This is a genomic window from Marinomonas balearica, assembly GCF_004362145.1.
GTDB lineage: Bacteria > Pseudomonadota > Gammaproteobacteria > Pseudomonadales > Marinomonadaceae > Marinomonas > Marinomonas balearica.
Window position 1 is genome coordinate 197,876 of the sequence record NZ_SNXC01000011.1, and the last position, 22,528, is coordinate 220,403.

The window sequence follows — 22,528 nt, forward strand, 5'->3', positions numbered from 1 at the left end:
TTTGTTAATAGGGGGTATATGAAAGCGTTAACATCCACTGTCGACCAATCATCGGACGCAAGTCATAGTCAATATCCGGCTCATTTTTGACGTCACTTAGGTTCTTTCCTGAAAAGCTTGCTGACCATTGGTCGTTGAAGTGCATTGAAAGATTGGCATTGAGAAGAAGATAACCTTGAGATTTCTCATTCTTCTCAGCATCATAAAATTGCTCGCCAGTATATTGAGCAGAAAGGCTGACATTGCTGCTTTTAATGTGAGGCAAGCGAATAGGGCGCTTGACCTTTAGGCTGGCGATATGTGTCGGGCGGTGATCAAGCTGTAACCCTGTATCTTGATCTTTTGTTTTCGTCCATTGATAGTTCGCGCTCAGCTGAACCTTGTTAATTTTATGGCTTATGCCAATCGACGCTCCGTAAATCAATGCAGAATTTATATTGCTGTAGAGATAGGTATCGAGACCGTTCTCGATACTTTCGTCAAGACTGGTATCAATAAGATTTGTGATGTCTTTATAGAAAGTTTGAACCGTTAAATCTTTATAGCTCAACTCAACGTTAAGGGATTTTGCGACCTCTGGTTCTAAATCTGGATTCCCGATAACTTCATAGCCGCTGCTGCTGTGATCGAAGTGATAGTAACGTTCTTTTATATTTGGAACTCGGTAACCGAGACCTGCGCTGCTTCTAATGAATAGATCGGGCGAAACACCCCATCGAACTGCTATGTTTGGCACGGTTTGTTGGCCAAAACCACTGTCCCACTGAGTTCTTATGCCGCTGACTAACTCCAATTCGTCTGTTACATACCAATCGTCTTGTATGAAAAACTCCGTCCCCTTGATGGTATTGTCTACTTCGGTTTTTGCAGTGGTGGCAGACAGCTGTGTTTCCGTTAAGGTCTGTTCGATGCCGATTTGGCTAATGGAAATACCAGAGGTGATATCGTGATTTTCCGTAATGAAGGTTTTATTTGCTTGTAGTAATAGGCTGTCAGAATCCGTTAAACGGCTCTCATCTAAATAATTTACGGTTTTTAGGTTGTCAGTCTCACTGGTAAGTGAGGCTGAGTTCCCTTTAACTGAAACATCCCAATTGTTCCCTTTGTAGCGATACCCCAACTCTTGTGAACGGTAGTTACGTTGTTGCGTTTCTCGTAAAACGGAGCCTGGACTTTGTTCGTCATATTCGCGGTCTGTGTCTTCACGAACTAAAGAAAACCAGAGATCCGAGTACGTTTTTTTCGTGTGTCGATAGGTCAGTTTTTCATTTACATCGGCAGCGATCAGTTGGGCGATGTCTTCAGAATTGTCGGTTGGCGGTGTATCGTACGGTTGACGATTTCGGAATTGCCACTGACTTGCCAAAGTCCAGTTATCAAGTTTTAAACCGTTGTCGACTTGAAAAACGGATTCAGACGGCGTGTATTTGTCGTCTTGATTTTGTTTTATCGTCGTTGTTAGTGACAGCCATTCCTCTTTTGGAGTGTTGGTAATGATGTTCACGACTCCACCCATTGCAGAGCTGCCGTAAAGTACGGACGCGTTACCCGGAACGATTTCAATACGCTGAACATCGCTTATATTGATTCTGCTTAAGTTGGAACCGGATATGCCAAAATTATGGATGGGTGCTCCGTCTTTCAGCACAAGAATATGGTTGCCTGTCATTCCTTGCATGACCAGCTCATCTCCGCCTTGCCCATGTATTTCTTTTAGCCTCAAGCCGGGAAGCGCTTCTATGGCTTCTGCTACAGACGTAGCGTTAGATGCCAAAATATCTTCTTTTGTAACGACGTTCACTGCGACGGGAGAATCTGCGACGGTTTTTTCTGTCTTTGTTCCCGTCACGACAAGCGTATCAAGCAGTACCGATTTGTCGTCTGCAAGCAAAATGTCTGAGCATAAAAGTAAGGCAATGCCGAGTATTTTTTTCATTCTAATATAAAAACTATTGTAAATAAAAGTAAGAATCGTTTACATTTAACTATTAATTTTTTGAAAGATCAATAGAAACTAAAGTGGAGAAATCTATGTTCGGTCTTGATGGCGGCGATCAACTAACAAGCAATTCATATGATCAACTAACAGAACGATGGGAAAATTTGCTTACGGATGAGCCTAAATTGAGAATAAGAGACGCTGCCGAAAAATTGGATGTTTCCGAGCTGGAGCTATTACAAACCATGCAGGGAAAGGGCGTTCTGTTATTGGATATCACTCCCAAGCAACTCGCGTCCAAATTGAATGGATTAGGTAGCGTTATGAGCTTGGTTCGAAATGATGCATGCGTTCATGAAGTGACAGGGCGCTATCGTTCGTATGAAGAATCGTCGTCACCTGTTGGGTTGTTTTTGGGTGAGCAAGACATACGGGCTTTTTTTAATAAATGGAAATTCATTTACTCAGTGACTGATAACGACAGAAGAAGTTTACAAGTCTTTGATGAGTTTGGTGTCGCTATTATTAAAGTGTATGCGGTTGAAAAAACGAACCTTATCGATTGGCATCGTCTTGTTGAAGAATATACTGGATCCGATCAAAGTCTCTTAGCTGATTTAACACCGCTTAGTCAGCGTGAGTTACCTGTAAATAATCCTGATCCAGACACGAAAAAGCTCAAAGAAAGTTGGGATAATTTAAAAGACGTTCATCAGTTCAATGGTATTTTGCGTGCTTTGAAAATCCCGCGACACCAAGCCTTTAGTCTGGTCGGGGACGAATATGCCACTCAGCTCGACAATGAGTGTATTGAATATGTTTTATCTCAGGCGAGTCAGGCAAATATTCCGACGATCGAATTTGTCCAAAATGCGGGCGTTGTTCAAATTCATACCGCAATCAATACTAAGTTAGTTCGGATGGGGAAGTGGTATAACGTCTTGGATCCGAATTTCAATCTTCATCTCAATACCGATTTGATCGCGCAAACGTGGGCTGTTAAGCGTTCTGGACATACTGGAATAGTGTCTTCAATAGAAGCCTTTGATCAATCAGGCCAGCTTATTATTCAAATCTTTGGAAAGCGTGTGGAAGGGCAGGCAGAAAGAGAGGACTGGAGCCTTCTAGTAAATGAATGCATGGCACGCCGAAAGTTCTCTGAAACGGTGGAGCGAGTGTAATGAAGGCGCTACGTTTTATTGTTGCGATCTGTTTAGGGTCTTTATGCGTACCGCAAGTGATCGCTCAAGGTTCCTCAGTGGACGGCCAGCGAATTATTACCGTCGATGGCGGCGTGACCGAAATTGCCGTTGAGCTGGGGGCGACAGATCGAATTGTCGGAGTGGATTCTACGAGTCTTTTTATTCCAGAAGTGCGTTCTCTTCCGGTTGTTGGATACATGCGAGCCTTATCATCTGAAGGGTTGCTCTCGTTAAATCCAGACATTCTTATTACAACCTCTGACGCTGGGCCGCCGTCCGTTTTATCTCAGGTTGAACGAGCGAAAGTGCGTGTTGAAAACGTCGATAATGCTTATACCTTTGCTGGCATACAGAGCAAAATTGCTCAAATCGGTCGTATTCTGAATTTGACAGATGAGGCCGTGTTACTAGAACAGAAAGTAGCTGGAGAGTTTTCCAAGATTAATGAAAATATTATGGTCTATCCTGAGCATTACAAAGTGATGTTTGTAATGGACAGTGGCGAGCGCGGTTTTATGGTCTCAGGAAAAGGCACGAGAGCAGCGGGCATTTTAGACATTGCAGGCTTGGATAATGCTTTCGCAGACGTTAGCGGTTACAAAGCGCTTACTCCTGAATCAGCCCTTCTAGCGAACCCGGATGTCATTCTTGTTTTTCACAGTAAGCTCTCAATAGACAAGATTAAAGCGAACCCTGCAATTCGCCTAACCGATGCGGTTAAGCATGATCGTGTTTTCAATGTTGATTCGCTTAATCTACTTAATTTTGGCTCAAATACAGGGCAATCTGTATTGGCTTTGCAAGAATGGCTATTGAATAAATGACGACCAATCGCCCGTATTTCTGGTTGATGGTCCTGATGTTTGCGCTGGCCATAGCCATGACTCTATCGATGATGATTGGACCTGTTTCTATTTCCCTTGCTCAATTTGGTCTTTGGTTGTCTCAAGATGAAAGGCTACCTAACCATATTGAATTGGTATTAGGGGAGATTCGCTTAACCCGAACATTGCTTGCTGCTCTGGTCGGAGCGTCACTTTCGATGTCTGGCGCAGCCATCCAAGGCGTCTTTCGCAACCCGTTAGCTGACCCGGGCTTAATTGGCGTTTCGAGCGGCGCTGCATTTTTTGCAGTTGCTATTATTGTGATGGGAGACACTGTTTTAGTTTATGTGTTTGAACCTCTTCGTTTTTTTGCACTGCCTCTGGCGGCATTTCTAGGAGGTGTTAGCGTTACGTGGATTATTTATCTGATTGGCTCTTTTAGCTCTGGAAATAGAACCTCGACGATGATTTTAGCCGGGATCGCGATACAGTCTTTATGTCTTTCCGGCATTGGGTTATTTACCTACATGGCAGATGACGCAGAACTCAGAACACTGACATTTTGGACGCTCGGAAGTTTTTCTGGAACGCAGTGGTCCTCGATTCATATGGCGCTACCATGGATCTTGGTCGGTATTGTGGCTCTTCCAATGTTAGGAAAGTGGCTAAATGTTCTCTTGCTTGGCGAAAATGTTGCAGGTCACCTTGGTGTTCCTATATCACTGATACGAAAGCTTATTTTTGTGCTCGCTGCCATGTGTGTTGGAGCAAGCGTTGCTGTATCAGGCGTGATTGGTTTTTTCGGCCTCGTTGTTCCTCACCTTGTTAGGCTAAGTTTTGGCCCTGATCATCGCTGGTTATTGCCGTACAGCGGCTTGTTTGGCGCCACCCTTATGCTGGTCGCTGACTTGATTGCTCGAACGGTCGCCGCACCTGCGGAACTTCCTGTCGGAATAATCACCGCATTAATGGGAGGACCATTCTTTTTATGGCTAATTATCCGTTTTAATCGAGGAAAACTGAGTTTTGATTGAAGCAAGTAGTGTGTCGTTAGCGCTTAATAATAAGAAAATTTTAGACGATATTTCGGTGTCTATTACGTCCAATGAATTTGTTGCCGTGATGGGGGCCAATGGCGCGGGGAAATCTTCGCTTTTGTCATTACTCAGTGCAGATCAGACACCAAACGACGGAAGCATTAAGTTAAACGATATAGAAATATCGGAATATAAAAAGCGGAAACTCGCGATGTTAAGAGCCGTGATGCCACAGCACAGTACATTAAGCTTTCCATTTAAAGCGTGGGAAGTGGTTGCCATGGGTAGAACGCCGTTCCCTCAATATACGAGGGAAAAAGAGCGGTCGATCGCACTAGAAATGCTCTCGCTCGTAGACGCTGCATTGCTCAGTGAACGGGAATTCCCCTCCATGTCAGGAGGCGAAAAACAGCGAGTTCAGCTGGCTCGCGTATTAAATCAGATATTGTCCAGCGAGGAGAGTGAGCGATACCTGTTTTTAGATGAATGCACATCGAGTTTAGACCCTGCACACCAACATACGGTTTTTAAACTTTTAGCCAAGCTTAAGTCTGAGAAATTAGGGATCATCGCCATTGTTCATGACATTAACTTAGCCGCTCAATATTGTGATCGAGTCGTTTTGTTAAAGGAAGGAAAATTGTTTATGGACCGTTCAACAGCGGAGGTATTAACGCCTAATATAGTAAAAGAAGCCTATGGATTGAACGCAGTCTCCATAGGGCATCCTGAAGGTCAGTGGAACGTTATCGCTGCCGCAGTTAATGCGGTGGACTAGCCCATTTTTCTTTGATGAATATCGGAAAAGTGAGAAAAATGGTGTTGCTCGAATTCATCTGGAGGAACGGGATGGCCTAAAAGGTATCCCTGAACTTCGTCACACCCAAGCGCCGTGATTTTTTCCAATTGTTCTAGGGTCTCAACGCCCTCTGCAATGGTGCTCATCCCCAGCTTTTTTGCTAACGCGATAATTGCGCTGACGATAGCGAGGTTATTTTTGTCATTGATCATATTTCGAATAAACGATTGATCCACTTTTAATTTATACACAGGCAGTTTTTGCAAATAGCTCAGTGATGAATAGCCCGTACCAAAATCATCAATGGAGGTTTCTAGCCCAAGTTTATGGAAGGTGTTTATGACATCCGTCGCGCTTTCAGGGTCATCCATGGCGATGCGCTCAGTCAGCTCAAGCTCTAAAAGCTTAGGAGACACTTGGTGAGCTTGAAGCGTATCGGTAATGAACGGCGCTAAGTTAGGTTCTTGAAATTGGGCATAAGACAAATTAATCGCGACTTTTAGCGCGGGATACCCTAATTCTTTCCATTGTTGTATTTGTCGAATGGATTCCTTGATTACCCACTCACCAATCGCAACGATTTGACCGCTGTCTTCAGCAATGGGAATAAACTCAGCAGGAGAAATTTTACCTAAAGACACACTGTTCCATCGTAATAACGCTTCTGCGGCGACCAACTTTTTATTCGCAAGGCAGAATTGGGGTTGATAGTGAAGCGTGAACTCATCGTTTTCAAGCGCGGAGCGTAAGGCATTTTCAATAAGAAGAACTCTAGTGGAGTGCGCTTGCATCTCCTGCGTAAACCTCGCATAGCGATTTCGACCATTATGTTTAGCGCTGTACATTGCCGTGTCTGCTCGCTTATACAAGGTATCTAAATCTTTTCCGTCTTGGGGATATAAACTGATACCGATAGACGGCGTGACAATAAGCTGATGTTGTTCCAGTTGGTAACGTTCCGAGAGGGTGGTTCTTACTTGTGTTGCCAATGATTCAGCTTCTGATGCAGACGCGGCTGGGCATAATATGATGAACTCATCGCCACCTTGGCGGACGACGTAGGAGTCTTGATTAACAACAGACTGCATTCGTTTGGCAGCCGCAACTAACAATTGATCGCCAATTCGATGACCTAACGTATCATTTACATTTTTGAATCGGTCAAGGTCAACGAAAAGAAGCGCCATTTTAGTGGTTCCTTTGTCGAGACAGTGCTGAAAATAGTCGAATAGCGAGGTTCTGTTAGGAAGCTGTGTTAGTGAATCGTGCTTAGCAAGCCATTCAACTTGTTGTTGCGTTCTTTTTAATGCATCAATGTCTATTCGGACGCCGAGCATTCGGGATGGTTTTGCGTCTTCTCCAATTTCCGTCACGGTACAGCGAACGCCAACCCATTTGTATTCGCCATTGGCGTGACGAATTTTGCACTGATAATGATAGGATTTTTGCTCACCATTAAGCACACTTTTTATTGCGGCAAGTACGGATTCCCTGTCGTCTGGGTGAACTTTTTCCAACTCTTTTTGCCGATCGGCTAAGCCTTCCACTGGGCTGTATCCTAGCATCGTAAAGTAGGACGGTGTTGCGAACCACACATCCTTTTCAATATCCCACTCCCAAACCCCAATATTGGTTACTTTGAGGGCCTCGTTCATCCTCGCGTCGGCCTCTACTAACGCATTTTCTTTCTCTTTAAAATGAGTAACGGGTTGAGCGATATAGATAACCCCTTGAAAAATAGGAGTTGAATGAATGGAGAAACATTGTGGCTCTGAGTGATCTTTATCGCTAAACCAAACTTCATACTCGTGGGCAGATTGAACATTGCTTATGTCAATCTGACGGATAAAAGAAGTGAGAGCTGCGTTTTTTTGTAGTTGGTTAATTGAAACGCCAACGAGTGAATTAACTTTGCTATCGAGTAAACGAGCAAACTCTTGGTTGCAAAATTTGATGGTACCTTCAAGCGTGGTAATACAAACTGGCGTGTTTGGTATACCGAAGGCACTTTGTAATGAGGGTAAAGATTGAAGCTTGCGATTGTAATGTGTCTTTAGCCATAGGCTGATAAAAGCCAGAGCGAGCAATACACTTAAAATATAACCCAATAGAGGAATCCACGATGTCGTCATACAGGTGCCTTAATAAAATCTCGTTTACGGGGCGAAAAAGGTAAGAATCCCTACCTACCTGATGAAAAAAATCTTAGTAATATTTTAATCCTGACTTTTAGTCTAAGGTATTGTGATTGCGTTGAGTACCTTTAAATAGGCCGTTTTTGTGAGTTCTAATCGTAAAAAGAGCGTTTTTATGTTGTGTTTCTGTGAACAGCGGCCCTAAGTTAGGGCGCTGTTCACAGAAACACAAACTGTTTTAATAGAGCGAGGAATAACGCAATGAAAACGGCGCAAGCGCCGCTTTCTTAACTGACTAACCAGTGAACATTTAAGGGTTCAATGACCGTTAAATCATTAAGGTGTATGACTTGATTGGTCAGTAAATCTTTCGCTTGTTCACAGTGAAGGTAACGAGACAAAGGCCCATCCAGAAAAATAGGATGTTCACTGAAATTCGCAATGGTTAATAACCGTTGGTCGCCCGACTTTCTAATAAAACCAAAAAGATGCTCAGAGTTTAAATGGATTAATTCAAAATCTTCAGCCGCAAAAATAAGGTTTTCTTGACGAACTTGAATCATGCCACGAATCAGCTTGGCAATCTTTCCTTGAGGTGTTGTCTCGTCCTCAGCGGCAGAAAAATCGGATGCGGTTAATTTCTTGCGTTGTACCCAGCGGCTGTCGTCTTTTTTATTCGGGTCTTGAAGGTAGCTGCTGTCATTGAGCACGCCTAAATCGTCGCCTTGATAGAGCAGTGGGATACCTGGCAGGCTAAAGTTAATGCCATTGAGCAATTTCACTCGTTGTAATGCATGATCTAGCAGCAGATCGTTACCCGATTCAACCGCGCTTTCAACGCCAGCAAGCGATGCCAGTGTGCCGCAAACTCGACAGTCTCCAGTTGTAGGGTTTTCCTGAAAAGGTACGCCAGCGGCAAAAGAACCTTCAAATTTGCCAGTATAAAACTGATTAAGGAATAAACGATGGTCGAATCCATCTACGCCAATACGCCCGGATACTTCATCATCCCAAAGCCAACCAATATCGTCATGGCAACGAATGTAGTTAATCCATGCGGTATCCTGTGGAATGCTAAAACTGCGCTCCATAGACGAATACAGTAACGGCGTTTTTCGGGTCGCAAGACTTTCCCACAAAAGTGCCATCGTCAGCGGATTATAAGAAAGCGTACATTCGTCGGAACCGATGTATTTGTTTACTTCATCGGGGTGAACAATGGCTTCGGATTTGAACACAACTTCCGGTGCCGCGATATCCAAACACGCTTTGAATGCTTTTATCAGATTGTGTGCTTTCGGTAAGTTCTCGCACACCGTCCATTTTTCTTTCCAAACAAACGCGAGCGCGTCTAATCGTAAGACATCGCAACCGTTTAAAATCAGGTGCAACATCTCTTCAACAACAGCAACAAATACGGCGGGATTTTTATAATTGAGATCCCATTGAAACGAATTAAAAGTCGTCCATACATGTTGGTCTAATTTTGGAAGATAGGTAAAGCTTCCACGGCGTATTTGCGGAAAGATTTCACGCACAGTCTGATTGTATTCGTTTGCTTCATGACCGTTCATTAAGTAGTAATAATCTTGGTATGTCTGGTCGCCATTCTGAGCTTCAACGGCCCATTTGTGTTCGTCAGAGGTATGGTTAAAGACAAAATCCAATACCATGCGAATGCCATTTTTATGTAACGCGGCAGCGAGCTCTTTCAGATCTTTATTTGTACCTAAATTTGGCGCAACGGTTCGGTAATCCGAAATCGCATAGCCGCCGTCGCTGTTGCCTTCTGGGGCAAGGTAGAGCGGCATGAGATGCACATAGTTAACACCCAACTCTTTGAAGTAAGGAACCTTATCGATCAACGATTGTAAATCATCTGCAATTTGATCAACGTAAACCGCAATTCCCACATTTTTATTGGATTTAAACCAATTTGGGTCATTCTCTTTTATTTTTGCAGGTCGACGTTTTGTAGAAAAATCGGCGAATGCTTGAAACAGCGTTCTTAGATGAAAATGGAGATCGTATCTTTCACCATAGAGAGGGAACAACTGGGTAAAGAGAGGTTCAAATCCTTGTTCAATTCCATTTATAAAGCTGGATTTTTGTTTGGGTTTGAGGTGACTTAAATCTAGCTCGTCAGTAATACGTTTTAGCGTTTTTTGAGCTTCAAAAGAGATATTCATACTAAGGACTACCCTACGAACATATATTATTTTTTTTGTTACATACTGACGAACTAAGGCGAGAATTCGTGACAAGTATAGTTGGGTTATCGATCTGAAGAATGCGTCGTGATCCTTTATCGACACTTACATAGAATCAAAGGAGACAGTCTGTACCTATCTTTGACTCTAAAAAGAAAAACTAATGCAGTTAACTGGGTGGGTCAATGAAATATTATTTTAATATTATCTTAATTTTTTCTTATGCTGAAAGGCACTATTTTTCAAGCTGAAGCTCTTCTAGAAAAGTGTTAAGAATCAGATTGTTTGTGCCGTTTGTCCGAGTCACCGCCGAAATTTTGGTGTGGTAGCAAAACGTGTTGGGAGAGAGACTTCTCATTTGCCCATTGTTAACCCAGCCTTGTGCGTAATGATCTGGAAGATAGCCAAGGAACTTTCCGGTCAAAAGTAAAAACGCAATGCCTTCACGATCTGTAGCGGTTGCTTTTGCATTGAGTGATTGCAGTTTGGTTTTTATGTCTGCTGTTTGTGCGTATGCAGGCACCACCGCATCATAATCAGACATTTTAATGTCTAACTGTTCTTCTTCCGTACAGTCAAACAAGGGATGTGAATTACTGCAGTACAATTGTGAGCGCTCATCGTATAACGAATGATAATCCAAACCTGCAATGGCTTTTAGGTTGGGCACAATCCCAATATGGAGGTGCCCGTCAAGCAGGCCACGTTCGATGTCAGTGGGTGGAATCATACGGATATTGATCGTGATTTCAGAGCCTTTGTCTTTTAACCGCGCAAGCGCATTGGTGACTTTCATGTGGGGCATGGTCACCAAATTGTCCGTGATTCCAATATTGAGCTCTCCCTTTAGGTTAGAGTTGAGAGCGTTAACTTGGGTCCGAAAGTTTTCAATAGAAGAAAGCAGTTGAAGCGAATAATCGTATACTTTTTGCCCTTCGGTCGTCAGTGAGAAACCTGCTCTACCACGCTGACACAGTTTAAACCCTAGCCTTGTTTCCAAATCAGACATCGCAATACTTATGGCTGCGCGAGAAATGCTGAGCTCTACCTCTGCTGCGGCGAACCCGCCACATTCAACAACGGTGCGATAGATTCGAAGTGTTCTGAGGTCGGTATCACTAACCTGACCTAAGCTTTTTTTCATGCTTATTCGCCTACTTACAAATGGTTTGTCATTGTAGTTTTAGAAATACATGACGACACAGCCCTCGCTATTCCATGGGCGCGTTTTGGTCAAATGTGTAGAGATACTTCCAAATACAATAAATCGTAAGCCCAACAAAAATGAACCCCCAGAGTGTGTTGCCGTTAACCCACTCTAAAATACTCCAACCCGCACAAAAAAGGGTAACAGCGACTCTACGCCAAAGGGGAAGAAAAAACTTATATTCGGATTCGTTCACACTAATTACCTATTCTTATTAAAATATTTTGAACAAACGTACACATTGCAGAGAACAAGTTAGAATTTTTGCTCCTCATATGCAACCCATGGTTAGCAATGTGAGCAAATCGTAATGCTATTTGAGTCATAGTGCTGGAAAGGTGAACGAAACGATAGCGAGTATAGATATCAAAGAAAAAGGGGGCTTTGTTAAGATCGTTAAACGTGCTTGATGCGATTAGACTAAAAGTAGGGTACTTATAGATTGCAAAGAAATTAACGATTTGAAGAGAATATAAATGGCCCGCCCTAGAGGATTCGAACCTCCGACCTCGCCCTCCGGAGGGGCGCGCTCTATCCAGCTGAGCTAAGGGCGGTCTTGGATAGGCCGCGAATTATAAGGTGTTGTGAGGCGTTACTCAAGCGTTCTTATTCTGATGTATTCTGAATTACCCTATTTTGACAAAAATGGATCTTTTGTGGCATTTCCCGTTGTGACAACGGATTCAAATCCAATTGTGGTTCAATGCTCGTAATGCCATTGATGATGAGTTTTAATGTCATCAATCGAGCTAACACTCTGTTTAAAATTCTCTCTTAAAGGAAAGCGTCATGATAACTCTTCACCATCTGGAAAACAGTCGTTCGCAACGCGTTGCCTGGGCGTTAGAGAGTTTAGGCCTTGAATACGAGGTTAAACTCTACAAGCGCGATTCTTCTGCTTCTGCGCCAGAATCTCTGAAAAAGATCCATGCACTGGGTAAAGCGCCGGTATTGGAAGATGGCGATGTGGTTATTGCGGAGTCCGGTGCGATTTTGGAATACCTTTGTGATTGCTACGACGATGAGAATCGTTTGAGCCCTCACTCAATGGAAGACAAATTAAATTATCGATACTGGATGCATTTTGCAGAAGGGTCGTTGATGCCCTTGTTAGTCATGACGTTGATCTTTAACAAGGTGCCTAAGCAACCAATGCCTTTTTTTGTAAAACCCATTGCGAAAGGGTTGTGTGATAAAATACAGAAAAATTTCGTAACCCCTCGTTTGATGCCAATGATTGAATTGATCGAAGATACGCTGTCTCAGCAAACTTGGTTTGTAGGGGAGCGAATGACCGCAGCAGACATGCAGATGAGCTTTCCTGTTCAAGCGCTTGCGAGAGCAGTAGAAATGGAAAATTACCCTAATATTCAGCGTTTCATCAATCAGATGGAAGACAGCGACAGCTATATTAAAGCAAAAGAACGTGTCGGAGCATTTGGCCCCTTAACGTCCTAACGTATTTTTAGGTCTTACTAGGTACGCTGTAGCATTCTATAGACAAAAAAAAGCAGTAAGCGGAAACCGCTTACTGCCAAAGTCGCTTCTAAGTTTACGTATCAAACAATCGAGAATGAATCTCAATCGTGATAAATAGTAAGGCATAGTTTTTAATTAATCAATAATAAAAATCATTCTCATATAAGTTTTTTATTGTTTCTTAGATAATTAAGCTTTTCCCAAAAATTCACCCCAAAAAAACAGCTTTCTAATGAGAGTGGCGGATTGCACTGATAAAAGTGCGTTTCGAGATCCCCGATGAGTGCGGAGATGCGATCCACGTCTTTTTTATGCTTCGTCAAAAATCGCCGCTGACTCATCAACGCGTGTAGCCCTTCTGATTACCATATTTTAAACATCCGGTGTTTTCTTAATAAACTCGTTCTACTGCTGTGTTTTTGAACACGAATTTACGCGGTATGGATTCGCTTTTTTAAGGTGTTTAAATGAGCATTTTGAGGTGCTTTTAGAGGGAGCTATATAAAAATGTAATATTGTTCGGGTCAAAATGAAATTGGCTTAGTCGTGTGGTGCTCTAATATTCGGTAAATGCAATTCGTTGGTTTGGTATGCATAAACTCAATGCAGACAACCCAGCTATCTCATTCAATAATAATTAGAGAGCAGCAGTATGATAATTGATTGTCACGGTCACTACACGACAACACCACCGGCAGTCGGTGAGTATCGGGAAAACCAAAAAGCGCAAGTAGCAAAAGATCCTTTGTTTGTCGGTGAAAAAGGTTCAATACACATAACGGACGATGAGATTCGCGATAGTATTGTTAATAATCAGCTTCGCTTACAACAAGAGCGTGGCACTGACCTTACTATATTTTCGCCTCGGGCAAGTTGGATGGGGCATCATGTTGGGAATGAGCACACCAGTCAGTTTTGGACAGAGCATCAAAACGATTTGATCCGCCGAGTGTGCGACCTCTTTCCTGAGAATTTTGTGCCGGTTGCCCAACTGCCTCAATCACCGGGCGTTGATCCTGCTAAATCTGTTTCTGAGATCGTACGTACGGTAGAGGAAATGGGCTTTATTGGCATCAACCTTAATCCGGATCCAAGTGGCGGTCATTGGAACGGATCGTCGCTTGCAGATCGATCTTTCTATCCTATTTACGAAAAAATGTGTGAATACGACATTCCTGCAATGGTTCACGTTTCCGCATCTTGTAACGATTGCTTCCACACAACCGGATCTCACTATTTGGGCGCAGATACCACGGGCTTCCAGCAGTTGATGATGTCTGATGTATTTAAAGATTTCCCAGACTTGAAAGTGATCATTCCTCACGGTGGCGGCGCGGTTCCGTATCACTGGGGACGCTTCAGAGGGCTTGCTTTAGATAAAGGGTTTGATCTAGAGGAACGCGTTTTAAATAACATCTATTTCGATACCTGTGTTTATCACCAACGCGGTATTGATTTGTTACTCGATATTATCCCGACGAAAAATATTCTGTTCGCATCTGAAATGATCGGTGCGGTGAGAGGAGTCGACCCAGAGACAGGACATTACTTCGACGATACTAAGCGCTACATCGATAACAACACGGTGCTGACTGCGGAGCAAAAGCAGGACATTTTTGAACACAATACACGTCGTGTGTTCAGTCGTTTGAAGCTTTGATCACAAATGAATAGGCCTCAGAGGCATAAGTAACATACTAATAAGAATGGTTAGAGGTGAGAAATGCGAGATAACGTTGTTGTACAAAATATAGAGCGCGCTGATCAATCCATTATTGACGGGTTAGCGGAATGTGGCGTTGCGACGATTCACGAATCACAAGGTCGAGTGGGTTTGCTTTCTTATTACATGCGACCCATTCAAACGGATTGTTGTATTGCTGGGTCTGCGGTAACGATTTCGGGCGCGGCGGGCGATAACTGGATGATGCACGTTGCGATAGAGCAATGTAAAAAAGGCGACATCATGGTCTTTGCTCCCACGTCACCTTCTTACCATGGTTTCTTCGGCGACCTTCTTGCTACATCCGCGCAATCCCGCGGTGTGCTTGGGCTTATTATTGATGGCGGTGTTCGTGATACTCGTGATCTGCGTCAAATGAAGTTCCCAGTTTGGTCGAAAGCCGTATTTGCAGAAGGTACGATAAAAGAAACGCTCGGCTCGGTTAATGTGAGCATAGTGTGTGCTGAACAGTTAGTTCACCCTGGCGATATTATTGTTGCGGACGACGATGGTGTTGTGGTGGTTCGACGAGAAAAAGCCGCAGAGGTATTGGAACTTTCTAGAGCCAGAATGGCAAAAGAAGAAGAAAAACGGGTACGGATGGCGAACGGTGAACTCGGTCTGGATATCTATGAAATGCGTCCACGATTGGAGGCAAAAGGCCTGAAATATGTCTAAGCTGTTTGACTATCCTGGCGGCATTCGTTGTATGTGGATGCGAGGTGGTACATCAAAAGGCGCGTATTTTTTGGAAGAAGATCTTCCAACGGATACCAAGTTGAGAGACGACGTATTACTGCGCGTTATGGGGTCACCCGATAAACGCCAAATCGATGGAATGGGGGGCGCTGATCCTATTACATCGAAGGTCGCAGTGGTCAAGAAATCACGTCGAGACGATGCCGATGTCGACTATTTGTTTTTACAAGTGTTTGTGGATCAAACCATTGTAACGGACGCCCAGAACTGCGGAAATATATTGGCTGGCGTGGGGCCGTTTGCGCTTGAACGAGGGTTAGTGTCTGCAAGTGAAGGGAAAAACGATGTCCGTATTTTTATGCAAAATACCGGGCAAATTGCGATAGCACAAGTACAGGTAGAGCATGGGCGTGTTGTTTATGAGGGTGATGCACAAATAGACGGTGTTCCCGGCTCTTCATCAGCTATCCCTATTACTTTCAAAGACACTGCCGGATCAAGTTGCGGCGCTTTGCTTCCCAGTGGTCAGGCCGTTGACAGTATTGATGGTGTGAACGTGACTTTGATCGACAATGGCATGCCTGTGGTGGTCATGAATGCGGATGATATGGGAATAAAAGGCACGGAGACTCGTGAAGAATTAGAAGCGAATGATGTCTTGAGGCACAAGCTTGAGTCTATTCGCCTCAAGGCTGGGACGCTTATGAACCTTGGTGATGTCCAAGAGAAATCCGTCCCTAAAATGACGATGGTGTCTGCGCCTACAAACGGTGGCGCCATTTCTACTCGTACTTTTATTCCTCATCGCTGTCATGCGTCGATCGGTGTGTTAGGCGCGGTTAGTGTTGCAACGGCGGCGGTGCTAGAGCATTCCCCTGCTAACGCGATAGCGAGTTTTTCAGAGTCAGATTGCATGTCGTTGGATGTTGAGCACCCAACGGGAAGAATGACGGTTGTGCTTAACCGAGACGAGGCGGGTGAGGTAGCGTCTGCTGCGTTATTGCGTACGGCTCGTAAACTGTTTGATGGATATGTGTTTGTTCATGAAAACGGTCTTACTTAAATGACCTGTTTGAACGAATAGAGAATAAATAGAATCATAGGAAACTAAGATGGATAAAGATTACCTTCCATTTCACCCGAATCCAAGTAAACCGAGTTTCAAAGCGCCTGAGGGTGCGGTGGACGCGCATTGTCATGTCTTTGGCCCTGCTGATCAATTTCCTTACCATCCAAAGCGTAAGTACACGCCGTGTGACGCGTCAAAAGATCAGTTATTTGCATTGCGTGATTTCTTGGGCTTTTCTCGAAACGTTATCGTACAAGCGTCTTGCCATAGTACTGATAACGCTGCGTTGTTGGATGCGCTTAATACTGCTGGAGACCTTGCTCGTGGTGTTGCGTTTGTTGACGACACGATTACGGAAGATGAGCTAAAAGAAATGCACGATGCGGGTGTGAGAGGAGTGCGCTTTAACTTTGTAAAACGCCTTGTAGACAGCACGCCTAAAGAAGTTTTTTTCTCTATTGCGGAAAAAATTCGTCCATTTGGTTGGCATATTGTTGTGTATTTCGAAGCCGCCGATTTAGAAGAGCTGATTCCGTTTCTCGTTGAATTGAATACAACCATTGTTGTGGATCACATGGGCACACCCAGCGTCGCAAACGGCGTAGATCATCCAGACTTTGAACGCTTCGTGAACTTTATGGCAGACAACGACAACGTATGGTGTAAGGTGAGTTGCCCAGAACGTTTAACGTTGCAAGCACCTGATTACCGCGATGTCGTGCCTTTTGCTAAAACACTTGTTGAGAAGTTTCCAAATCGAGTGTTGTGGGGGACGGACTGGCCTCACCCAAATATGAAAACTCATGTACCGGACGATGGTCATCTAGTCGATGTTATTCCAATGATCGCACCGACCGAAGAATTGCAGAAAGCTTTACTGATCGACAACCCAATGAATCTATATTGGGAAAAATAGTCGAGAAGCTGAGCGATATTAGTTTAAAAATAACAAGAGATAAGACAATGAGCTATATAGATGATCAGCGAGAGGTCGAAGGAACTGTGTTATTCGACCACCGTATGGCGAAAAAAGGATACGGTCTTAATAAAATGTGTTTTTCCTTTAACGGGCAAGTAGGTCGTGACGAGTTTAGTCAAGATGAAGCGGCTTATTGCGATAAATTCGGTTTGAGCGAGGTTCAAAAGAAAGCCATTTTGGATAAAGACATTCTGACCCTTCTTAAAGAGGGTGGCAGTATCTATTATCTTGCAAAGTTTGCCGGACTTTTAAAACTCAATATGCAGGACATCGGAGCTCTCCAAACCGGCATGAGTGTCGATGAGTTTAAAGCGATGTTAGTCAAGAATGGGCAGGGGAAATAAGATGGCGAATATTATTGGTGCAGTAACGACTTCTCATATTCCTGCTATAGCGAATGCAATGGCAAACAAACTAGAAGAAACGCCGTATTGGAAGCCTTTTTTTGATGGCTATCCGCCAGTGCGAGAATGGCTTAATGAAAAAAAACCTGATGTTATTGTCCTATTTTACAATGATCACGGTTTGGAATTCTTTATCGATAAGAAGCCTACGTTTTCGATTGGTGTAGCGGACGAATATCATAATGCAGATGAAGGTTGGGGGATAGCAACGATTCCGCCAGTAACAGGTGAGAGTGAGTTGTCTTGGCACATTGCCAACTCACTTGTGCATGATGGTTTTGACATGACCATTTGTCAGGAAATGAAAGTGGATCATGGCCTAACGGTTCCACTAAGCCTAATGTGGCCGGGTAATGATTATGGCCATGTTAAGGTCATTCCAGTTTGTATCAATTGTGAGCAGCATCCAATGCCTCAGCCTCGTCGTTGCCTTGAATTGGGTAAAGCAATTGGTAGGGCGATTGAATCGTTTGATTCTGACATGAAAGTCGCCGTATTTGGCACAGGCGGATTGTCACATCAACTTGATGGCGAACGTGCTGGCATTATTAACCGCGAGTTCGATCTTGAGTGCATGGATAATTTGGTAAGCGATCCAGAAGCATTAACAAAATTCTCTAATTTGGATCTAATCGAAATCGGTGGTGCTCAAGCCGTTGAGCTAAATATGTGGATTGCGATGCGCGGTGTTTTACGAGGGAAGGTCACTGAGTTGCATAGGAATTACCATGCACCTATTTCTAATACAGGTTCGGGCGTGCTTCTCTTAGATCATGAAATGCCGGACTAGTATTCGTTAGCATTTAACAACATTTTGTTTCTTAATAAATGCCACTGTTTCTGTCTCAGTGGCATTTTTTTTAGCTGAAAGCGATGTCTATTCAAAAAGAGTGCTAAAACAGAAAAACAATCGGGTACCTTTCAATAATAACCGATTATAAACATCGTCTGCTCTTGGCTCTTGGCTCTGGGACGCTCTACTTGTCAGAAGAGTCCAAAAGATCGCCTACGGTATGCGTAACGTGGTCAGCGCCTTTTAAAATTTCTCCGATGATGGCAGAAGCTTCGTCAATGGACTGTGCGCTTTCTTGAGAACGTTCACTGATTAACGCCATGCCTTCTTTCGCGCTCAGAGTAAGTTGACCATTTTTGCCCACCATCTCTTCAATCTCTATAGTGGATTGACTCGTGCGGCCAGCCAGTTTTCGCACTTCATCTGCTACAACGGCAAATCCTCGGCCATGTTCACCTGCGCGTGCGGCTTCAATCGCTGCATTTAATGCAAGCAAATTGGTTTGCTCGGCAATGCCGCTAATGGTTGTTACAATCTTTGAAATATCTTCAGATTGGGCATTCAGCTGATCAATGTATTGGGATGCTTCGTTTACATGCAATGTAATCTCTTTCGAAGATGACACTGTTCTTTCTAACACATCCACCCCTTGTTTTGATACTTCAGAGGTTTCAACTGAAGTACTGTGGGCAACTTCGGCAGCACGCTGTACGTCATGTTGTCGTTCAACTTGCTTGGTGATATCAGAAGCGATTTTTACTACTTTGATGACGTTACCTTGGTCGCCATAAACAGGGTTGTAAGTTGCTTCAAGCCAAATGACCTTACCTGAACGTGTAAAGCGCTTGAATTGTCCTGACTTAATTCCGCCTTTGGCAAGTTCACTCCAGAAGCTGGGGTTCTGTTCGTAGAACTCTTCATCGCAGAAGTTACGGTGATGTTTGCCAGCAACTTCGCTGACGCTGCCATATTCCATTGCTTTGAGAAAGTTGCTATTTGCTTCAAGAACCACGCCTTCAGGAGTGAACTCAATAAGCGCGTTAGAACGATCTAATGCGGAATAAAACGCTTCTAAGCGCGAGAGACGCACTTTTTCTTTTGTGATGTCTGATGCGATTTTAACGACTTTGGTTACGACATTACCTTCTTTTACTGGAAAATAGGTCGCTTCAAGCCATACATCCTCACCTGCTTTATTTCTGCGTAAAAAAGTGCCTGCTTGAGGAAGTCCATTTGCGAGATCTAGCCAAAAGCGTTTGTATTCTGCGCTGGCAGAAAGTGCTTCATGGCAAAACATAGCATGATGTCTGCCAACAATTTCGGATTCTGAGTAACCTGCGACCCCTAAAAAGAGTTTGTTTGCTTTAATAATGTGTCCATCGGGTGTGAACGTGATGGTCGCGCAGGCTGCTTCCACCGCATTTTCGAATGCTGAGTTAATCTGACTCTCTGGAACATCCGATTTATCTAATCGTGACTTAGTAAAAAACATTTTTATTCCCCAGTAAAATGTCCATAGATTAATATAAGCACAAGTTAAAACATTTTCATTAAAGGAATATTGTAGGGTTCTTGTATCAGATTGTATTCTTACGTGAGTCTTCCGTTACACGTACACTATTTGAGAAGTAAGTAGGCCTTGATTCGGTACTACGATGGAGAAGTGCTAAAAGAACTGAGTCAGCTTGATTCAGGTGGAATAGGCTTAAAGTCTTAAAAAAGACCTAAATAAATACGATAAAAGAAGCCAACGTGTCGGCTTTGTAAAAAGTAGTATTTCGCTCATAACGTGTGCCTGAAAGGAAAAAGCCTTAGTCAGGCACAGAGTATTATTAGTGTATTTTATGAATTAAATTCAGGTTGATACTTTTGCAAGACTATTACGCTTGCCAATACTTTGTTAAAACAGACTCGTTTTATCATCGCTCATGACTTCGCGCAAAGGTCTCAGATTATTAAAACTCTTCTGTATCAATCTCAGTTTGCTGAGCTTGATTATAACGGGGGCCGCTGACCGTATTTTGGTTGATGAGTTCGTCCAGTGATTGGAGTGTGCTTTCGTTTAGTTGAATGGCTGTAGAGCCTAAATTGTCTTCCATATGGTCAACGAAACGTGTACCTGGAATTGCGACAATATCGTCACTTTGATGGAAAAGCCAAGCTAAAGCGAGTTGAGCGGGCGTGCAGCCAGCATGATTTGCAATGTCGCTGAAAGCCGATAAAAGTGATAAGTTCTTAGGATAATTCTCAGCGTCAAAACGTGGCATATTGTTGCGAATATCACCCTGTATCAAATCTTCAGTGGATGTGATTGCACCGCTTAAAAAACCACGAGCGAGCGGGCTGAATGCAACGAAAGTAACGTTTAGCTCTTCGCAGGCTTTTAAGGCTGCAATTTCAGGGTTACGTGTCCAAAGGGAATACTCGGATTGTAGCGCCGCAATAGGATGTTCTTTATAGGCTTTTTGCAGTGTTTCCGCGGATACTTCGCTAAGGCCAATGCCACCGATCTTTCCTTCTTTAATTAACTCTCCTAGTGCGCCTACGCTTTCTTCAATAGGTACGTTAGCATCTTTCCTGTGCAAGTAATAAAGATCAATATGGTCGGTGCCTAATCGCTTTAAGCTGTCTTCGCATTGCTTTCTTAAATGCTCAGGGCGACCGTTTATAAGCTTTTTTCCATTCTCTATGGACATACCGCATTTGCTGGCGAGGAAAAACTCGTCACGTCGATGCATTAAGGCTTTGCCAACAAGTAGTTCATTTTTGCCAGCGCCGTAGAGCGTTGCTGTGTCGAAATGCTGGTAGCCCATATCCAATGCAGCATTGAGTGATTTAATCGCTTCGTCTTCTGCAACGGGTTTACCGTAAGCATGCGACATATTCATACAACCTAGGCCAATTTTGGGAGCCAGCATTTTTGGGTGTTTGTTTACGGTCATACTTAACCTTTTACGTGATTAAAAATTTAAAGTAAAAAGCCGCAGGATAAAGGTATCATGCGGCTTTGATTCCTGCGTTGCTCAGAATGTTATTCTTCTAAACACTGTTCTAACTTGTAGAGTGTTTCCATCGCGTCAATCGCTTGCGTTACGCATGCATTAGGCGCTCTGCCTTCTTCAATTGCTAATATGAATTCACGGTCTTGCAGCTCTATACCGTTATTGGAAACGGCTACGCCTGATAAGTCAATTTTGTTTTCATTGCCATCAAACAAATCATCATAACGCGCGATATACGTACCGTTATCACAAATGTAGCGGAAGAAAGTGCCAAATGGACCGTCATTATTGAAGGATAAAGAGAGAGTGCAGATTGCACCGTCAGGGACTTTCATACCAATGCTCATGTCCATCGCGATTTTTAGTTCATCGTGAATTGGGCCTTGGAGCGCCTGAACTTTATTTGCGACTTCACCTGTTTGATATTGAAATAAATCGACAGTATGGCAAGCATGGTGCCACAACAGGTGGTCAGTCCATGAGCGAGCTTGACCCAAGGCATTTTTGTTTTCGCGACGGAAAAAGTAAGTTTGAACATCCATCTGTTGAATCTTCAATTCGCCAGCTTGGATCTTATTGTGAATCCATTGGTGAGATGGATTAAATCGACGAGTATGCCCTGCCATTGCGACAAGACCCGTTTTCTTTTTGGTTTCGACCAATTTACGTGCGTCTTCAATGTTGTCTGCCATGGGAATTTCCACCATGACATGCTTTCCAGCTTCTAAACATTGAATGGCTTGAGAAGCATGCATTTGAGTTGGAGTGGCTAGAATAACGGCATCAACATCGTCTCTGGCAAGACTTTCAGCAAGGTCTGTTGTGTAGTGTGCAACCCCTCGTTCTTCGGCGAATGCTTTAATGCTTTCAATTCGAGTACCAACGACAGAGACGACCTCTGAACCTTCAATTGCTGCAACGGCGTCCATGTGCTTTTTGCCAAATGCGCCTGAAGCACCCGCTATACATATTCTCATTGTTCTGCTCCAACTAGTAACCAAAAGGATTTATTGTTATTCACCCAATC

18 protein-coding genes and 1 tRNA gene are annotated in these 22,528 nt (G+C 43.5%); 11 read left to right on the plus strand and 8 right to left on the minus strand.

The genetic code is table 11. The features are described 5' to 3' along the window. Window positions 1-4: 4 nt before the first annotated feature. Window positions 5-1,936 carry a TonB-dependent receptor plug domain-containing protein gene (locus tag DFP79_RS08335; RefSeq protein ID WP_133503485.1) on the minus strand — a complete coding sequence of 644 codons (1,932 nt, stop codon included), beginning with the start codon at window positions 1,934-1,936 and terminating at the stop codon, window positions 5-7. Between the two features lie 95 nt (window positions 1,937-2,031). Here DFP79_RS08335 and DFP79_RS08340 point away from each other — a divergent pair, with 95 nt between their 5' ends. From DFP79_RS08340 to DFP79_RS08355, 4 genes are read left to right on the plus strand one after another with little or no spacing between them, the layout of a single operon-like run. Continuing rightward, window positions 2,032-3,120, plus strand: a complete 1,089-nt coding sequence (locus tag DFP79_RS08340; RefSeq protein WP_133503487.1) for a hemin-degrading factor — start codon at window positions 2,032-2,034, stop codon at window positions 3,118-3,120. Further along, a complete protein-coding gene (locus DFP79_RS08345) occupies window positions 3,120-3,965 on the plus strand; it encodes a heme/hemin ABC transporter substrate-binding protein (protein ID WP_133503488.1) in 846 nt (281 codons plus the stop codon). Before DFP79_RS08340 ends, DFP79_RS08345 begins: the two co-directional genes overlap by 1 nt. Continuing rightward, window positions 3,962-4,999: a FecCD family ABC transporter permease gene (locus tag DFP79_RS08350; protein WP_133503489.1), complete on the plus strand. Its 1,038-nt coding sequence runs from the start codon at window positions 3,962-3,964 to the stop codon at window positions 4,997-4,999. The genes DFP79_RS08345 and DFP79_RS08350 overlap by 4 nt, the downstream gene beginning before the upstream one ends. After that, window positions 4,992-5,780 carry a heme ABC transporter ATP-binding protein gene (locus DFP79_RS08355; RefSeq protein ID WP_133503491.1) on the plus strand — a complete coding sequence of 263 codons (789 nt, stop codon included), beginning with the start codon at window positions 4,992-4,994 and terminating at the stop codon, window positions 5,778-5,780. The genes DFP79_RS08350 and DFP79_RS08355 overlap by 8 nt, the downstream gene beginning before the upstream one ends. Here the strand turns inward: DFP79_RS08355 and DFP79_RS08360 are convergent. The 4 genes from DFP79_RS08360 to DFP79_RS08380 form a co-directional block, all read right to left on the minus strand. After that, window positions 5,777-7,933, minus strand: a complete 2,157-nt coding sequence (locus DFP79_RS08360) for a sensor domain-containing protein (RefSeq protein ID WP_133503492.1) — start codon at window positions 7,931-7,933, stop codon at window positions 5,777-5,779. The genes DFP79_RS08355 and DFP79_RS08360 overlap by 4 nt on opposite strands. Before the next feature lie 290 nt (window positions 7,934-8,223). Then, a complete protein-coding gene (locus tag DFP79_RS08365; protein WP_133503493.1) occupies window positions 8,224-10,125 on the minus strand; it encodes an amylosucrase in 1,902 nt (633 codons plus the stop codon). Window positions 10,126-10,381: 256 nt separating this feature from the next. Further along, window positions 10,382-11,290 (minus strand): LysR family transcriptional regulator, encoded by a 909-nt coding sequence (locus DFP79_RS08370; RefSeq protein WP_133503494.1) that lies wholly within the window; start codon window positions 11,288-11,290, stop codon window positions 10,382-10,384. Between the two features lie 540 nt (window positions 11,291-11,830). Beyond that, window positions 11,831-11,907, minus strand: a tRNA-Arg gene (locus DFP79_RS08380). A 235-nt stretch (window positions 11,908-12,142) separates the two neighbouring features. On the opposite strand from DFP79_RS08380, the gene DFP79_RS08385 reads away from it, so the two are divergent. The 7 genes from DFP79_RS08385 to DFP79_RS08415 all read left to right on the plus strand — a co-directional run bounded on the left by DFP79_RS08385 (window position 12,143) and on the right by DFP79_RS08415 (window position 18,496). After that, entirely contained in the window at window positions 12,143-12,811 is a 669-nt protein-coding gene (locus tag DFP79_RS08385; protein WP_133503496.1) for a glutathione S-transferase family protein, read from the plus strand. Window positions 12,812-13,484: 673 nt separating this feature from the next. Beyond that, window positions 13,485-14,492, plus strand: a complete 1,008-nt coding sequence (locus tag DFP79_RS08390) for an amidohydrolase family protein (RefSeq protein ID WP_133503497.1) — start codon at window positions 13,485-13,487, stop codon at window positions 14,490-14,492. Between the two features lie 63 nt (window positions 14,493-14,555). Continuing rightward, a complete protein-coding gene (locus tag DFP79_RS08395; RefSeq protein ID WP_133503499.1) occupies window positions 14,556-15,233 on the plus strand; it encodes a 4-carboxy-4-hydroxy-2-oxoadipate aldolase/oxaloacetate decarboxylase in 678 nt (225 codons plus the stop codon). Beyond that, the gene (locus DFP79_RS08400) at window positions 15,226-16,317 is read left to right on the plus strand and encodes a 4-oxalomesaconate tautomerase (RefSeq protein WP_133503500.1); all 1,092 of its coding nucleotides are present in this window, start codon (window positions 15,226-15,228) and stop codon (window positions 16,315-16,317) included. The genes DFP79_RS08395 and DFP79_RS08400 overlap by 8 nt, the downstream gene beginning before the upstream one ends. Window positions 16,318-16,366: 49 nt before the next feature. Beyond that, window positions 16,367-17,239, plus strand: a complete 873-nt coding sequence (locus DFP79_RS08405; protein WP_133503501.1) for an amidohydrolase family protein — start codon at window positions 16,367-16,369, stop codon at window positions 17,237-17,239. Between the two features lie 47 nt (window positions 17,240-17,286). Continuing rightward, a complete protein-coding gene (locus DFP79_RS08410) occupies window positions 17,287-17,646 on the plus strand; it encodes a protocatechuate 4,5-dioxygenase subunit alpha (RefSeq protein WP_133503502.1) in 360 nt (119 codons plus the stop codon). Between the two features lies 1 nt (window position 17,647). Then, entirely contained in the window at window positions 17,648-18,496 is an 849-nt protein-coding gene (locus tag DFP79_RS08415) for a class III extradiol dioxygenase family protein (RefSeq protein ID WP_133503504.1), read from the plus strand. Window positions 18,497-18,683: 187 nt separating this feature from the next. Here DFP79_RS08415 and DFP79_RS08420 read toward each other — a convergent pair whose 3' ends face one another. The 3 genes from DFP79_RS08420 to DFP79_RS08430 all read right to left on the minus strand — a co-directional run bounded on the left by DFP79_RS08420 (window position 18,684) and on the right by DFP79_RS08430 (window position 22,478). After that, on the minus strand, window positions 18,684-19,991 hold the full coding sequence (locus DFP79_RS08420; protein WP_133503505.1) for a methyl-accepting chemotaxis protein: 1,308 nt from the start codon (window positions 19,989-19,991) through the stop codon (window positions 18,684-18,686). Window positions 19,992-20,454: 463 nt separating this feature from the next. Further along, window positions 20,455-21,441, minus strand: coding sequence for an aldo/keto reductase (locus DFP79_RS08425; RefSeq protein ID WP_133503507.1), 987 nt, complete (start codon window positions 21,439-21,441; stop codon window positions 20,455-20,457). Window positions 21,442-21,530: 89 nt separating this feature from the next. Continuing rightward, a complete protein-coding gene (locus tag DFP79_RS08430; RefSeq protein ID WP_133503509.1) occupies window positions 21,531-22,478 on the minus strand; it encodes a Gfo/Idh/MocA family oxidoreductase in 948 nt (315 codons plus the stop codon). Between the last annotated feature and the right edge of the window lie 50 nt (window positions 22,479-22,528).

Excerpts from the sequence above, each read along its gene's own strand:
- DFP79_RS08335 (WP_133503485.1), bottom strand. The coding sequence starts at position 1,936 with ATGAAAAAAATACTCGGCATTGCCTTACTTTTATGCTCAGACATTTTG.
- DFP79_RS08340 (WP_133503487.1), top strand. The coding sequence starts at position 2,032 with ATGTTCGGTCTTGATGGCGGCGATCAACTAACAAGCAATTCATATGAT.
- DFP79_RS08345 (WP_133503488.1), top strand. The coding sequence starts at position 3,120 with ATGAAGGCGCTACGTTTTATTGTTGCGATCTGTTTAGGGTCTTTATGC.
- DFP79_RS08350 (WP_133503489.1), top strand. The coding sequence starts at position 3,962 with ATGACGACCAATCGCCCGTATTTCTGGTTGATGGTCCTGATGTTTGCG.
- DFP79_RS08360 (WP_133503492.1), bottom strand. The coding sequence starts at position 7,933 with ATGACGACATCGTGGATTCCTCTATTGGGTTATATTTTAAGTGTATTG.
- DFP79_RS08365 (WP_133503493.1), bottom strand. The coding sequence starts at position 10,125 with ATGAATATCTCTTTTGAAGCTCAAAAAACGCTAAAACGTATTACTGAC.
- DFP79_RS08370 (WP_133503494.1), bottom strand. The coding sequence starts at position 11,290 with ATGAAAAAAAGCTTAGGTCAGGTTAGTGATACCGACCTCAGAACACTT.
- DFP79_RS08385 (WP_133503496.1), top strand. The coding sequence starts at position 12,143 with ATGATAACTCTTCACCATCTGGAAAACAGTCGTTCGCAACGCGTTGCC.
- DFP79_RS08390 (WP_133503497.1), top strand. The coding sequence starts at position 13,485 with ATGATAATTGATTGTCACGGTCACTACACGACAACACCACCGGCAGTC.
- DFP79_RS08395 (WP_133503499.1), top strand. The coding sequence starts at position 14,556 with ATGCGAGATAACGTTGTTGTACAAAATATAGAGCGCGCTGATCAATCC.
- DFP79_RS08400 (WP_133503500.1), top strand. The coding sequence starts at position 15,226 with ATGTCTAAGCTGTTTGACTATCCTGGCGGCATTCGTTGTATGTGGATG.
- DFP79_RS08405 (WP_133503501.1), top strand. The coding sequence starts at position 16,367 with ATGGATAAAGATTACCTTCCATTTCACCCGAATCCAAGTAAACCGAGT.
- DFP79_RS08410 (WP_133503502.1), top strand. The coding sequence starts at position 17,287 with ATGAGCTATATAGATGATCAGCGAGAGGTCGAAGGAACTGTGTTATTC.
- DFP79_RS08415 (WP_133503504.1), top strand. The coding sequence starts at position 17,648 with ATGGCGAATATTATTGGTGCAGTAACGACTTCTCATATTCCTGCTATA.
- DFP79_RS08420 (WP_133503505.1), bottom strand. The coding sequence starts at position 19,991 with ATGTTTTTTACTAAGTCACGATTAGATAAATCGGATGTTCCAGAGAGT.
- DFP79_RS08425 (WP_133503507.1), bottom strand. The coding sequence starts at position 21,441 with ATGACCGTAAACAAACACCCAAAAATGCTGGCTCCCAAAATTGGCCTA.
- DFP79_RS08430 (WP_133503509.1), bottom strand. The coding sequence starts at position 22,478 with ATGAGAATATGTATAGCGGGTGCTTCAGGCGCATTTGGCAAAAAGCAC.